General features: G+C 34.9%; 13 protein-coding genes. 7 read left to right on the top strand and 6 right to left on the bottom strand.

Annotated elements, in window-relative coordinates:
- Nucleotides 1-9: 9 nt before the first annotated feature.
- From rbsC to rbsD, 3 genes are read right to left on the bottom strand one after another with little or no spacing between them, the layout of a single operon-like run.
- The gene (gene rbsC, locus GQ598_RS04725; protein WP_160402577.1) at nucleotides 10-960 is read right to left on the bottom strand and encodes a ribose ABC transporter permease; all 951 of its coding nucleotides are present in this window, start codon (nucleotides 958-960) and stop codon (nucleotides 10-12) included.
- Complete coding sequence (rbsA, locus tag GQ598_RS04720; protein WP_160402576.1) at nucleotides 947-2461, bottom strand: ribose ABC transporter ATP-binding protein RbsA; 1515 nt, start codon at nucleotides 2459-2461, stop codon at nucleotides 947-949. The genes rbsC and rbsA overlap by 14 nt, the downstream gene beginning before the upstream one ends.
- A 33-nt stretch (nucleotides 2462-2494) precedes the next feature.
- Nucleotides 2495-2914 carry a D-ribose pyranase gene (gene rbsD, locus GQ598_RS04715; protein ID WP_160402575.1) on the bottom strand — a complete coding sequence of 140 codons (420 nt, stop codon included), beginning with the start codon at nucleotides 2912-2914 and terminating at the stop codon, nucleotides 2495-2497.
- 525 nt (nucleotides 2915-3439) lie between these two features.
- Here rbsD and GQ598_RS04710 point away from each other — a divergent pair.
- Together GQ598_RS04710 and ruvC are read left to right on the top strand one after the other, a co-directional pair.
- Entirely contained in the window at nucleotides 3440-4183 is a 744-nt protein-coding gene (locus GQ598_RS04710) for a YebC/PmpR family DNA-binding transcriptional regulator (RefSeq protein ID WP_091347315.1), read from the top strand.
- Nucleotides 4183-4671, top strand: coding sequence for a crossover junction endodeoxyribonuclease RuvC (gene ruvC, locus GQ598_RS04705; protein WP_091347317.1), 489 nt, complete (start codon nucleotides 4183-4185; stop codon nucleotides 4669-4671). Before GQ598_RS04710 ends, ruvC begins: the two co-directional genes overlap by 1 nt.
- A gap of 128 nt (nucleotides 4672-4799) precedes the next feature.
- On the opposite strand, the gene GQ598_RS04700 is transcribed toward ruvC, so the two are convergent.
- Nucleotides 4800-8009 carry an efflux RND transporter permease subunit gene (locus tag GQ598_RS04700; protein WP_091347319.1) on the bottom strand — a complete coding sequence of 1070 codons (3210 nt, stop codon included), beginning with the start codon at nucleotides 8007-8009 and terminating at the stop codon, nucleotides 4800-4802.
- Nucleotides 8010-8028: 19 nt separating this feature from the next.
- Complete coding sequence (locus tag GQ598_RS04695) at nucleotides 8029-9225, bottom strand: efflux RND transporter periplasmic adaptor subunit (protein WP_160402574.1); 1197 nt, start codon at nucleotides 9223-9225, stop codon at nucleotides 8029-8031.
- A 402-nt stretch (nucleotides 9226-9627) separates the two neighbouring features.
- Between GQ598_RS04695 and zipA the strand changes: the two genes are divergently transcribed.
- The 4 genes from zipA to GQ598_RS04675 all read left to right on the top strand — a co-directional run bounded on the left by zipA (nucleotide 9628) and on the right by GQ598_RS04675 (nucleotide 13560).
- On the top strand, nucleotides 9628-10524 hold the full coding sequence (zipA, locus tag GQ598_RS04690) for a cell division protein ZipA (RefSeq protein WP_160402573.1): 897 nt from the start codon (nucleotides 9628-9630) through the stop codon (nucleotides 10522-10524).
- A 226-nt stretch (nucleotides 10525-10750) separates the two neighbouring features.
- Nucleotides 10751-12781: an NAD-dependent DNA ligase LigA gene (gene ligA, locus GQ598_RS04685; protein WP_160402597.1), complete on the top strand. Its 2031-nt coding sequence runs from the start codon at nucleotides 10751-10753 to the stop codon at nucleotides 12779-12781.
- A gap of 65 nt (nucleotides 12782-12846) precedes the next feature.
- Nucleotides 12847-13362 carry an S-ribosylhomocysteine lyase gene (luxS, locus tag GQ598_RS04680; protein WP_160402572.1) on the top strand — a complete coding sequence of 172 codons (516 nt, stop codon included), beginning with the start codon at nucleotides 12847-12849 and terminating at the stop codon, nucleotides 13360-13362.
- Between the two features lie 9 nt (nucleotides 13363-13371).
- A complete protein-coding gene (locus tag GQ598_RS04675) occupies nucleotides 13372-13560 on the top strand; it encodes a 2-hydroxymuconate tautomerase (protein ID WP_091347325.1) in 189 nt (62 codons plus the stop codon).
- Between the two features lie 121 nt (nucleotides 13561-13681).
- Here GQ598_RS04675 and ribA read toward each other — a convergent pair whose 3' ends face one another.
- Nucleotides 13682-14293, bottom strand: a complete 612-nt coding sequence (gene ribA / locus GQ598_RS04670) for a GTP cyclohydrolase II (protein ID WP_160402571.1) — start codon at nucleotides 14291-14293, stop codon at nucleotides 13682-13684.
- A 101-nt stretch (nucleotides 14294-14394) separates the two neighbouring features.
- Here ribA and GQ598_RS04665 point away from each other — a divergent pair, with 101 nt between their 5' ends.
- Nucleotides 14395-15114 carry a phosphatase PAP2 family protein gene (locus tag GQ598_RS04665; protein ID WP_160402570.1) on the top strand — a complete coding sequence of 240 codons (720 nt, stop codon included), beginning with the start codon at nucleotides 14395-14397 and terminating at the stop codon, nucleotides 15112-15114.
- The last annotated feature ends 32 nt before the right edge of the window (nucleotides 15115-15146 follow it).

Genomic DNA, 15146 nt, shown 5'->3' with positions numbered 1-15146 from the left:
ATAAGGCAACTATTTATTGGTCTTTTTATCGACTAAAACTGCTAATAAGATAACAACACCTTTTACAATCATTTGGTAATAAGCATCCACACCCAACATATTTAATCCATTATTTAAAAAGCCTAAAATTAAAGCACCTACCAATGTTCCTATAATCTTTCCTCGTCCCCCAGACATACTAGTACCACCAAGAACAACAGCAGCTATTGCATCCATTTCATAACCTGTACCCGCTGTAGGTTGTGCTGAAGATAATCGTGCCACTTCAATAGTACTCGCAAGAGCACAAAGTAAGCCACTAATGGCATAAACAATAATTTTTACCCGATCAACATTAATTCCTGACAGACGAGTTGCAGCCTCATTTCCACCAAGTGCATAGATATAGCGACCCAAGCGAGTATATTTTAATAAGTACCATGCAAAGATAAAAACAAGAGTCATAATTAATATTGGCACAGGAATGCCTAGCACTCGACCAAATGCAACCCATTCAAATAATTCAGAATTATCATTACTACCAGTAGAAATAGGACTACCTTTAGTGTAAACCTGTGTTACCCCCCGTAGAATAAGCATCATAACTAAGGTGGCAATAAAAGCTTGAAGTTTCCCTTTAGCTATAATAAGCCCCGAAAAAGCACCCAATAACCAACCTAAAGTTAAAGAGACAAAAATAGCAATAAAAGGGGAAATATCTGCACCAATCATAGAAGCAGTAATTGCACCTGTTAAAGCAAATATTGATCCTACACTTAGATCAATTCCAGAAGTTAAAATGACTAGAGTCATCCCAACAGCAATAACCGCATTAATTGAAGTTTGCTGTAATATATTGAAAAAATTATTTAACGTAAAAAAGTTATCACTTAAACAAGAAACAATAGCAATTAAAACCAGTAAAGTGATTAAGGACTTTTGTTCAATTAATATGTTCTTAAATGTTTTATTTTGCAACATCAGCGCTCTCCTGTGTTTTTCCAACGGCTGCTGCCATAATTTTTTCTTGTGTTGCCTCACAACTTAAAAAGTGTCCTGTCACTCTTCCCTCGTGGATAACTAAAATACGATCACTCATACCCAGTATTTCTGGCATATCTGATGAAACTAAAATGACACTTAAACCTTGCTCTTTAAATTGATTAATAAGTTGATAAATCTCTTTTTTAGCTCCAACGTCTACCCCTCGTGTCGGTTCATCTAGAATTAATATACTTGGGCGAGTCATTAAACCTTTGGCAATAGCAACTTTTTGTTGATTACCACCAGATAAGAATCCAATTGTTTGATTAATTGACGGTGTTTTAATATTAAATAATCCTACAAAGTCTTTAACTACTTCTTGTTCTTCAGTTAAACGTAATTTCTTAAATTTGCTAGCAAAATAATTTAGAGCATTAAGTGACATATTATCTTTCACTGACATGCCTAAAATTAGCCCATCTTTTTTACGATCTTCAGAAATATAAACAATACCATTTGTTAAACCTTCACGCGGTGAACTGATTTTAACTGATTTATTATTTAAAATGATTTCACCTGACTTAGCAGGATTAGCACCATAAATCATTTTCATTAATTCCGTTCGCCCAGCCCCCATTAAACCTGAAATACCCAGTATTTCACCTTCATGAAGACTAAAACTAACATCATTCACCCCTACGCCATTTAAATTTTTAACTTCTAATGCAATGTTACCTAGAGGTACATTAACTCTTGGATATTGTTCTTGGAGCTTTCGACCAACCATCATTTCAATTAACGTATCTTCATTTAATTGATCAATCTTTTTTTCGCCAACAAATTGTCCATCACGTAATACAGTCACTTCATCACAAATTTCGAAAATTTCTTTTAATCGATGTGATATATAAACCACTCCACAATTTTGTTTTTTAAGTTTTTTTATTACTTCAAAAAGAGAAACTGTTTCAGTATCTGTAAGCGCATCAGTAGGTTCATCCATAATAATTACTTTAGAATTAAAACTTAGAACTTTAGCTATTTCAACCATTTGCTGCTCACCAATAGATAAATCACTAACTAAACGGCGACTGTCATAATTTAGGTGAAGTTCGGCGAGTAACTTATCGGATTGAGCGTATGTTTTTCTCCAATCTATACAACCGAATTTATTGGTAAATTCACGCCCTAAAAATATATTTTCAGCAATACTAAGTTGTGGAATTAAATTCAATTCCTGATGAACAATACCTATCCCAGCTTCTTGTGAAGATTTAGGTCCATGAAAGTTCACTTTATTACCTAAATAAATAATATCACCTTCGTCTTTTTGGTAAATCCCTGTTAAAACCTTCATCAAAGTTGATTTACCTGCACCATTTTCACCAATCAAAGCCATAACTTGGCCTGCGCGTACAGTTAAATTAACTCCGGCAAGCGCTTTTACACCGGGAAAGGATTTGTGAATATTTATAAGCTGTAAAAGATTATTGTTCATAAATCACTCATTATTTAGCTTTATAACTGAGGTTTAAAAAATAACACCAGACTGTAAAATTACATTAGCAAATGGAGAACATTCACCGGTTCTAATAACAGCTTTACAGTGACGAGTTTGAAGTTTTAGTTTTTCATGACTGACATAAATAGTTTCTATACTGCTATTTTGAACCTGTTCAAGTTTCTTAATTTGCTCCAATATTAGCTTATGCATTTCACAATTTCGTTTAATAATTTCTTCAGCTAATATCACTTTTTCAATCTGCATATCTTGTGACACTGTTTGGAAAACTTGAATAAATGATGGTACACCGTAAGTCACTGCTAAATCGATGCGTGGAGTATCGCTTGCAATGGGTAGGCCGGCATCACCTATCGCAATTTGATCTGTATGCCCCATCTTGGATAAGACCTGAATAATTTCAGAATTAAATAATTGACCTTTATACATAACGTAATCCTTGGATAGCTGAATAATAACCAATATCGAAACGTTTCGATAATTATCATCTACCGGATAGATCATGGTTGCAATATATAAAAATTAAACTTGTGATCTTGATCAATGTGAAATGATTCAGCTAAGCATACACTTTTGAAAATTTGTAATACGTAGGGAAAAACCGAGTTATTTCACCTCATAGTTAAAATAACCCAACAAAAACTCATAAGGCATTTTATCTGCTGAATAGCTAACTATTTGCTGATTACGTTGCATCTCCATTAAAGAAGCTATCGCTTTCTGCTGTTCCATTCTTCTGAAGATTAGTTTTGTTTTTTTATTTATATTCAATACAGTAGCTTATCTAATTACTATAAATAACGCGAATAACTCCTACATATAATTAAAAATAGAATCATTGTTGTTAAATAATAATTTTACAGAACATAAAAACTTATCAGTATATTGATGATGAATTTTAGGTAAATATTTGCTAAAATATAGTGATTTTTAAATTATTATCTGGAGAATTTTATGGCAGGTCATAGTAAATGGGCCAATACCAAACACCGCAAAGCAGCACAAGATGCAAAACGCGGAAAAATCTTTACCAAAATTATTCGTGAGTTGGTAACTGCAGCAAAACTTGGTGGTGGCGATCCAGCGTCAAATCCACGACTACGTGCTGCAATGGATAAAGCATTATCGAATAATATGACTCGTGATACCATGAATCGAGCCGTTGCACGTGGTGTTGGCGGTGAAGATGATAGCAATATGGAAACAATTATTTATGAAGGCTATGGTCCCGCAGGTACAGCTGTCATGGTTGAATGTTTAAGTGATAACCGAAACCGTACGGTATCAGAAGTGAGACACGCCTTTACCAAATCAGGTGGTAACTTAGGTACTGATGGTTCAGTTTCATATTTATTCACTAAAAAAGGGGTGATTTCATACCCTGTTGGCACAGATGAAGATAATGTCATGGATGCAGCACTTGAAGCAGGTGCCGATGATGTTGTGACTTATGATGATGGTGCTATTGATGTATTTACTACGCCTGAAACTTTTGGTGAAGTTAAAGATGCACTTGATGCAGCAGGTTTAGTTGCCGAAGCGGCTGAAGTATCTATGATTCCATCAACAAAAGTGGATCTTGATATTGAATCTGCACCAAAACTATTACGTTTAATTGATATGCTTGAAGATTGTGATGATGTTCAAGAAGTTTATCATAATGGTGAAGTTTCAGACGAGGTGGCAGCAACACTCTAATGGCCATTATTCTTGGCATCGATCCTGGCTCTCGTTTGACGGGTTACGGCGTAATCCAACAAACGGGACGTCAACTCACTTACCTTGGCAGTGGATGCATTCGTACTGCTATTGATGATTTACCGACCCGATTAAAACGCGTATATGCAGGTGTCAGTGAAATTATTTTACAATTTCAACCTGATATGTTTGCAATCGAGCAAGTTTTTATGGCACGTAATGCCGACTCTGCATTAAAGTTAGGTCAGGCAAGAGGCGCCGCCATCGTCGCAGCAGTAAATAATAATCTACCTGTGTTTGAATATGCCGCTCGTTTAGTTAAGCAATCTGTCGTGGGAACTGGTGCAGCCGATAAAACACAGGTGCAACATATGGTAAAATTGTTATTAAAATTACCCGCTAGTCCTCAAGCTGATGCTGCTGACGCATTAGCCATAGCAATTACCCACGCTCACACTAGCCAACAGCTAATAAAGTCTCGTAAGTAAAGACTAAATATTATTTTTTAACAAACATATATAAATAAAAATGCGCCATTAAATTGGCGCATTTTTGTTTTTTTATATCTTCATTTTCAGCACAAGCCATACAATCTAACTCATGCATATAAAACTAACTATTCAGACTTCATTTTCGAACGGTTAGTTAGTAATACGACTTTATTTCTATGTTTAGTAAATAGCTTTGTTACAAACAAAAAGAACAGTGGAACATAAAATATGGTTAAAAATGTTGCGGCTAACATACCACCAATTACACCTGTACCTACTGCATTTTGACCAGCAGACCCAGCACCACTACTAGAAGCTAGTGGGTATACACCAAGAATAAAGGCAAATGATGTCATTAATATTGGACGTAAGCGCAAACGACAAGCTTCAAGCGTTGCATCAATTAATGATTTTCCTTCTTTTTCAATAGCATCTTTAGCAAATTCTACAATCAAAATAGCATTCTTAGCTGATAACCCCATTGTCGTTAATAAGCCAACGATAAAATAAATATCATTATCAAGTCCTTTTAACATAGTCGCATAAACTGTGCCTAAGATACCAAGTGGGATAATAAATAAAATCGAAATAGGAACTGTCCAACTTTCGTATAATGCCGCTAATGATAAAAACACAACGATAATAGAAATAAAGTAAAGCGTTGTAGTTTGTGAGCCTGTTTGGCGTTCTTGATAAGAAATAGAAGTCCAATCAAAGGTAAAACCCTTAGGCAAATGTTTTGATAGATCTTCCATTACAGCCATTGCTTGTCCAGAACTCATTCCTGGAGCTGGAGAACCACTTATTTCCATTGCTGATACACCGTCATAACGAACAAGTGATGGGGAACCATAAGTTTTTGTCGTTGTAGCAAATGCATCATATGGCACCATTTCACCATTTCGATTTTTAACATGCCAATAACCAAAATCGTCAGGTAACATACGATATGGAGCATCAGATTGTAGGTACACTTTTTTAACTCGATTATTATAAACAAAGTCATCAATATAAGCAGAACCTAACGCTGTCGACAATACCGTATTGACTGAATTGACCGAAACGCCCAATGCTTGTGCAGCTTCAAAATCAACATTAATTTTGTACTGTGGAATATCAAGCATACTCCCAGGTCTCACTTGTTGTAGTCCTGGATGAGCAGAAGCTTGCCCCAACATTTGGAAAAATGCACCGACCAACGCATCATGCCCATAACCAGCAGTATCTTTCAGTACATATGAAAAGCCATTGGCCATACCTAATGCAGGTACGGCAGGTAAATTGGCAACAATTACCCGTCCTTCAGTTGTACTAGAAGTAAGTTCTCCGCCACTTTTAACCAAAGCATCAATTTTTTGATCAGTTCGTTTACGTTGTTCCCAATTTTTTAATCGAACAAAACCCATCCCCATATTTTGCCCACGTCCCACCGGGCTAAAACCTGCAACAGTAAAAATTTCATCAACAGAATCTGCCTTTTTTTGGGTATAAAAATCAGATGCCTTATTTAATACTGACATCGTTTGTTCTAATGTCGAACCTGGAGGTAATTCAACTATAACAAAAAGAACCCCCTGATCTTCGTCTGGTAAAAAACCTGTAGGTAAACGGTTAAATCCAAATAATAATCCAACAAATATCAAAGCATAGCAACCAAAAGCAATTATTGGATTACGAATAACCTTAATAACTCCTTTTTCATAAGAGCGTAAACTTTTGTCATAAAAATTATTAAACCATTTAAAGAAAAACTGAGTTCCTTTTGAGCACCAAGTAAACGGTGGTATTGATTCTAATTTTTCTCCCAATGAAGTTTTTCTAATTTTACTTTTAGATGGTGCTTTCAAAATCTGCACACAAAGTGCCGGTGTCAATATAATAGCCATCAATACTGATAATCCCATCGCTGTTACAATGGTAATCGAGAACTGACGATATATTCCACCTGCTGCCCCGCCATAAAATGCCATCGGCACAAATACAGCAGATAATACAACCGCAATACCTATTAATGCTGAAGTGATTTGCTCCATCGACTTAACGGTTGCATCATAAGGTGATAACCCTTCATCATGCATAATCCGCTCAACGTTTTCGATAACAACAATGGCATCATCCACCAACAATCCAATAGCGAGTACCATTGCAAACATAGATAAGGTATTAATAGTAAATCCACAAATATAAAGAATCGCAAATGTACCTAACAATACTACAGGTACAGTAATAGTCGGAATAAGTGTAGAACGTAGGTTTTGTAAAAACACATACATTACAATAACAACCAAAACAATTGCTTCAATTAACGTGTGAATTACATTACTAATCGATAGTTTAACAAATGGAGTTGTATCATATGGAAAAGCATATTTGATATCTTCAGGGAAGATTTTAGATAACTCTTCTAATTTTTTATCAACCTTATCAGATGTATCTAATTGGTTAGCACCTGTTGCCAAATATATTCCAAGACCAGCTGATGCATTACCGTTATAACGAGAAATAAAGTTGTAATCAGATGCACCAATTTCAACTGTAGCGATATCTTTTAATAAAATATTAGAACCATTAGTATTAACTCGAACAAGAATATTTTGGAATTGTTCAGGCGTTTTTAAACGCGATTGCGCGGTAATTGTTGCATTAAGTTCTTGCCCTTCGGTTGATGGTAAGGCGCCTAATTGTCCTGCCGTTACTTGCGCATTTTGCGCTTGGATAGCAGTTATAATTTCCTCAATGGATAAATTGTAATAAGTCAATTTATTTGGATCAAGCCAGATACGCATTGCATATTCAGAACCAAATAACTGTGTATCACCAACACCTTGCACTCTTCTAATTTGATCTTGCACAGTAGAATAAACAAAGTCAGCAATATCTGACTGTGTTTTTTCTGGGTTCGTTGAGTAAAAACCAACAACTTTTAAAAAGTTAGTATTGTTTTTAGCTACTGATACTCCATTTTTTTGCACACTTTCAGGCAGACGGGATTTAATACTTTCAACTTTATTTAACACTTGCACCTGAGCAAAATCGGGATTAGTTCCAGGCGCAAAGGTTAACGTTGTTTGAACAACACCTTGTGCACTACTGGTTGATTTCATATAAATGAGATTATCTAATCCAGTTAAATTCTGCTCAATCAGCTGAGTAACAGTGTTTTCGATAGTCTGTGCATCGGCACCAGGATAGGTTGCACTCACTGTCACGGCTGGTGGTGCAATATCAGGATACTGTTCAACAGCTAACAGCTTTATACATAAAGCACCGCCTAGCATCATCATGATAGCAATCACCCATGCAAAAACAGGTCTATCAATAAAAAACTTAGCCATAATTCGATCTACCCCTGTTTTATTTCATGCTTTTTTGGATGATACTATCTAACTGTCCTTGCGTAAGCGTTGTCGGATCGCCAACCATTTCACCTTTCATGGTTTTCCCCATTTCAACACCCGTCAAATTAAGTAAGCCTGTCACGATGACTTGCTCACCAACATCAATACCTTTTGTCACAACCCAATAACCACCTATACCAGTATAAACTTGAATATCTTGTCGATATTCAATTGTATTGTCGGATTTCAAAATTTTTGCAGTGTACTGACCTTGTTTATTACTGGTAATACCTTGTTGTGGAACAAGTATAGCATTTTTAATATAACCTAATGTCACTTGCGGTTTAACAAACATACCTGGTAAAATTTTGTTTTCATTGTTGGCAAATTGAGAGCGTAATGTCACTGTACCTGTAGTTTCGTTTACAGTCATATCTGAAAATTTAATATTACCTGATAGAGCATATTTTGAACCATCGTTAAAAAATAATTCTACATTATTTCCTTTTGCTGGCTCATAAATGACATTTTCATCTTGAAGATATTTATTATAACGAGTAGCCGCTTCTGTCATATCGACATAAATCGGATCTAGTTGTTGAACTAATGCAAGCGGTGTTGATTGACCAGCTGCGACTAATGCACCTTCAGTCACGCTTGATTTACCTATATATCCATCAATTGGTGAATACACTTTCGTATATTCTAAATTAACTTTAGCTGTATGCTCAGCAGCTTGTGCAACTAATACAGCGGCTTCTGCCTGTTTAGCATCAGCAGCTGCTTTATCGTAATCTTGTTGACTGATTGATTTGGTATTTAGTAATCCAGCATAACGTTTTAGTGTAAGCTGTGCAATATTCGCATTTGCTTTGGCACTAGCAACACTAGCAACAGCACTATCATAATTAGCTTGATAAATAGCTGGATCGATTTGATAAAGTGACTGTCCTGTCTTAACATTTGAACTTTCGTCAAACTCACGCTTTAAAACAATACCGCCGACTTGAGGTCTAATTTCAGCAATTTGAGATGCAACAACCCTACCCGGCAAACTAATTTTTAGAGTATAGTTTAACGGTTCAACTTTAAACACAGTTACTTTCGGTAATTGATCATTACCGTTTTGTGATTTACCATTATCACAACTTGTTAATAAAAGCAGACCGACGCACGCCACTGGCAAGGCTAATAATAGCTTGTTAAATCTCATATAAAAATGACCTCAGTAAACTTAATAATTATTTTATTTTTTAATAATAATTCTTATTCAAAAGTGATCGGTAATTTTACAAAAAATATGTATAGATTGTAAGTAGCTTTACCCCTTAATAGCACAGAGTTCTAAAAAAATAACTAAGTGAGTCATCATATTAAAAAAATATATTGATAATTATGATTATTGCTATAAATAAAGTAATATAGACTAACTAATTTTTTGTGCTATAAAGTATCTTAAAGAAAATGGTATACTACGAATATCAGATACGGTTGCTTTAATGAAAATTGCTAAGATTAAAGTAAAAATTTACATTGCAGTGCTCCGTAATCATTTTTTTTAAAATATGATTAAATAATTTGAGTCTATATTTAATTTAATACAGAGATGGTTATTATGGATAATTTACGTATTGTTCTAATTGTTGTTGCATCCTTGGTCATTATTGCATTGCTTATCCACGGATTTTGGATCAATAGAAAAGAACGTTCTTCGCTTTTTAGTTCAAATAAAAAAGGAGAATTTGGACAAAAAACTCAAAAACATCAAAACTTATCTATGACTGAAATAGAAGATGATGATGTCATTTTACTCAAACCTAAAACCACAAAAAATAATGAGATCGTTGAAAGTAATGTAGTTATAGATGAGGCGATAGAAAAACAAGATAATAAGCCTGAACAAAAAGATTTATTTGTTGATAATGACGATCAACAAGAAGCTCATGCAGACAAAGCGCAAGAACCTGTTATTAACATTAATCGTGATCTTTTTGAAGATGAAAAGGAACTTGAGCCAGCACAAATTACAAAAGAAAAACAAGTTAAGACTAATGAAAATAAACAAAAAACATTAAACATTAACGAAGAACAATCCAAAACCGAAATTATCGTATTAAATGTCACTGGTCTTAACGGAAAATTACTACAAGGTGATGTATTACTCGCTAGTATTATACAATCAGGTTTTCAGTTTGGCGATATGCGAATTTTCCACCGTCATGTGGATCCTGCTGGTAATGGTCCAATATTATTTAGTTTAGCCAATATGGTCACACCAGGCTATTTGGATCCAGAAACAATGCATGAGTTTACCACCCCTGGAGTATCTATTTTCATGGTTGCACCGACAGAAGGCAACAACCAACAAAACTTTAAATTAATGTTACAGACAGCGCAACGCATAGCTGATGATGTAAACGGTGTGGTATTAGATGATGAACATCACATGCTAACTCCACAAAAAATTGACAGCTATAAAGATCGAATAAAAAAGGCCTGTAACGAAATTTAGTCACTGTATTTTCAGCAAATCTTTAACAAAACGTCACCAATCTAGGTTGGTGACTACAAATAAATATTAAACATATTTATTTAAATGACTTAATTTGGCTATGCATTATTCACAGTTAAATTAATGCAATTGTAATGATTTCCCCAAACCCTACGTTTTAATTTAAGAGCCGATTATTATGTCACTATCTAATAAAGCCGAACACTCAACAAATCTATCTGAATCGATTAAAGATATAACAAAACAATTGACTTCACTACGGAACCTAATTAGGCATCATGAATACTGCTATTATGTACTTGATACACCAGAAATTCCCGATGCTGAATATGATAAATTAATAAAACAACTTCAAACATTAGAGCAACAATACCCAGATCTTATTGCACCCGACTCCCCCACCCAGCGAGTTGGAGGAACCCCATTAGCACAATTTGCATCGATCAAACATAAAATACCTATGTTATCACTTGATAATGTTTTTGATGAAACTAGTTTTATTGCATTTAACAAACGAATTAAAGATCGGCTTCATTTAAGTGATACCGAACAAGTTGAATATTGTTGCGAGCTCAAACTTGATGGACTTGCTGTTAGCCTACTTTACGAAAATGGACACTTTATACAAGCTGCAACTCGAGGTGATGGAACAACAGGAGAAGACATAACAGCAAATGTAAGAACCATCAAAACAATTCCGCTCACTCTAAGGGGAGACAATATTCCAACTCGACTAGAAGTACGCGGTGAAGTATTTATAACGCATAAAGGCTTCGAAAAACTTAATGCCGATTCCCAAAAGCGTAACGAAAAAATCTTTGCCAACCCACGTAATGCAGCGGCTGGATCATTAAGACAGTTAGATCCCAAAATTACAGCTAAACGACCATTAACATTCTTTTGCTATGGTGTTGGTATTGTCGAAGGTGCTACATTGCCTAATACTCATTACGACCGTTTAATGCAATTCAAAGCTTGGGGCTTACCTGTTAGCGACAAAGTGCAAAAACAGCTAGGTGCACAAGCTGCTTTAGCCTACTTTAACAAAATTGGCGAACAACGCATGTCGCTAGGTTTTGATATTGATGGGGTGGTCATCAAAGTTAATAGCATTGAACAACAAAACGAACTTGGTTTTGTTGCTCGTGCACCAAGATGGGCTACCGCATTTAAGTTCCCTGCTCAAGAACAAATTACACAATTAAACAAAGTAGACTTTCAAGTCGGACGAACAGGTGCAATTACACCGGTTGCAAGACTTGAACCAGTTTCAGTCGCTGGTGTTATCGTGAGTAACGCAACACTACATAATATTGATGAAATCGCTCGATTAGGTGTTCGCGAAGGCGACTATGTAACAATACGCCGAGCCGGTGATGTAATTCCTAAAATTGTAGCCGTTATATTAGATAAGAGACCTAAAGACACAAAAGAGATCATATTTCCAACTCACTGCCCTATTTGTGGATCACTAATAGTTCGAGACGAAGGCCAAGCTATATCACGTTGTGCTGGAGGTCTAATTTGCCCAGCTCAACGTAAAGAAGCTTTAAAACATTTTGTTTCAAGAAAAGCAATGAATGTAGAAGGAATGGGTGACAAGGTCATCGAACAACTCGTTGATAAAGACTATGTCAAAACGCCTGCTGATTTGTATAAACTAAATCTACCAATGCTATGTAGTTTAGATAAAATCGGTGAAAAATCTGCCAATAATTTATTAAATGCATTAGAACAATCTAAAAATACCACATTAAGCCGATTTATATTTGCACTCGGTATACCAAATGTAGGCGAAGTAACTGCCGAAAACCTAGTTAACCAACTTGGCAATTTATCGGCAATTGAAAACACATCACTTGAACAGCTACAAATGGTAAACGATATCGGCGTTGTTATTGCAGAAAGCATTATAGACTTTTTCCAAGAACCGCATAATCGCAATGTCATCGAACAATTAACCAGTAATGAAATTGGTATTCACTGGCAAGATGTCAATCCACAGATGCAACCACTTAATACTGACTCACCGTTTTTTGGTAAAACTATAGTATTAACTGGAACATTATCAGTTTTAACTCGAGACGAAGCCAAAAAGAAATTAAAACAATTTGGCGCCAAAGTAACGGGCAGTGTATCGAAAAATACCGATCTAGTCATTGCAGGAGAAGCTGCCGGATCGAAACTAAATAAAGCCCAAGAACTGGGCATCAAAGTTATTGACGAACAAGAAATGCTAAATTTACTTGCTCAGTAAAAATAAACCCCACTGGTACTCGTTAATCGATTGATTAAAAAAGTATAAAAAACAAGGAGGAAGTTATGCCTTTACTAGATAGTTTTAAAGTTGATCACACCAAAATGAAAGCCCCTTTTGTACGAATTGCAAAAACAATGGCAACCCCAAAAGGTGATAATATTACTGTATTTGATCTACGATTTACTATTCCAAACAAAGATAATCTACCTGAAAAAGGGATTCATACATTAGAACATTTATTTGCAGGCTTTATGCGCGACCATCTTAACAGTGATAAAGTTGAAATAATAGATATTTCACCGATGGGATGCCGTACAGGCTTTTATATGAGTTTAATTGGCAAGCCGGACGAAACATTAATAGTTGATGCATGGTTAAAATCAATGCATGATGTATTAAATGTTAAATCGCAAAATCAGATTCCAGAATTAAATGAATATCAATGTGGCACTTATAAAATGCATTCATTAGATGAAGCCAAAACCATCGCCGAAAAAATTATAAAATGTGGTATTGGCATATGCCATAATGATGAAATCGCGTTGACGGATGAACAGCTTTCTAAACTTAATCACTAGGAGATATCTATGCCAAACGTTGTCATCGATTTTTTAGAAGGTCGCACTATAGAACAAAAAAGAGAAATGGCAAAACGTGTAACAAATGCTATTGTCGAAACGCTTAACTGCAAACCCGAAGCAGTTCAAATCATCATGCATGAAATATCAAAAGATCAGATTGCTAATGGTGGCGTGCTACGCTGTGATAAGGACTGATTTTCACATGATCCAATTAATGGCAAAATAAGTTAAAAACATTTTTTAGACATTAAGACGCTTAAAAATCTCAAAATATAAAATATATTTTGAGATTTTAGGTTGTTATTTACTTAAATTATCAATAATTGCAATGACGGTGATGCAAATGAAGTAAATGTCCCATTTTATTGGCTTTGGTTTCTAAGTAGTGTTCATTATCTGGATTTTCGCCAACTTCCAATGGCTCTCGTTGCGTAATTTTAATGCCAGACTGCTCAAGTACTCTTATTTTTTCAGGGTTATTTGTTAACAAACGAATTTGTGATACCCCTAATAAAGTCAGTATGTCTGCACATAAAGTAAAATCGCGCTCATCCGCCGCAAAACCTAATTGCTCATTAGCTTCAACCGTATCTAAACCTTGATCTTGCAATGCATAAGCTCTAATTTTATTCAATAAACCAATATTACGCCCTTCTTGACGATGATAAATTAAAATCCCCTTACCTTCTTTTGCTATTTGTTTTAAGGCCGCTTCTAACTGAAAGCCACAATCACAGCGTAAACTAAAAAGCGCATCACCGGTTAAACATTCAGAATGAATTCTTGTAAGAACTGGTATATCGCCAGAAATATCGCCAAAAATCAATGCTACATGATCCTTTTTTGTTGCAATTTCTTCAAATCCTACAATAGTGAAACACCCCCATGGGGTTGGTAGTTTCGCTTGTGCAACACGTTTTAATTGCATTATTGTCTCCGTTTTAAATAAAACATAGCTAAGATTTTATAAAAATAAATCTATCTTATATGCTAAAATATTAAGCAATTTGTACTTAATTGAGTTTATAAATGGGGTTAGTAATAAAAAAAACAATAGCCATATTGGCTATTTTCTTAGTTGTGCCTTTAGTTATTATAGCTATAAATTGGCATTGGCAACCAGCATCATTAAATGATACATCTAAATATTTATTCGTAGTAACTGAAACAGCAAGTTTTCCTTGGGCAATAATTACATCGACAATTTTATTCTTAGTATTTTGTCTATTATCACCCAGTAAAACGAAAAAAAAAATTATATTATTATGGTTACTTCTTGTTAGCGCAATATTAAGTGGGCAGACAATTAAAAGTTTTTTAAAATCGCAGACAGCCGAATCAAGACCTTATGTACTTTGGATGGCAAAAGAATTTAATATTAGTAACCAACAATTTTATTCGAAATCAGAATCAGAAAGAAAGGAACTTATTGAGCAGTTATTTAAAAATTCATCCACAATTCCAAGTTGGTTATCTAACCACTGGCAAAATGAAACTGGATTTGCTTTTCCTTCTGGACATACTTTATTTGCCGTGACTTGGGCATTTTTGGCTTTAACATTACTTAAATTTAAACAGCATTATGTGATAGTATCAATTACCATTATTTGGTCGATATTAATTGAAATTAGCCGGCTATTCCTAGGAATGCACAGCCCGATAGATCTAATAACAAGCATATTAATTGCTTGGATAATTTCATTAATCAGCTATTTTTATGCCCAAAAATGGCATATAGTAGACAAATAATTTTTGAATATCATTGATAACTGCTTAACTAA

The organism is Gilliamella sp. Pas-s95, assembly GCF_009795795.1.
Lineage (GTDB): Bacteria > Pseudomonadota > Gammaproteobacteria > Enterobacterales > Orbaceae > Gilliamella > Gilliamella bombicola.
The sequence above is the reverse complement of the archived record's forward strand: the minus strand, read 5'-3'. Positions and strand labels throughout refer to the sequence as shown.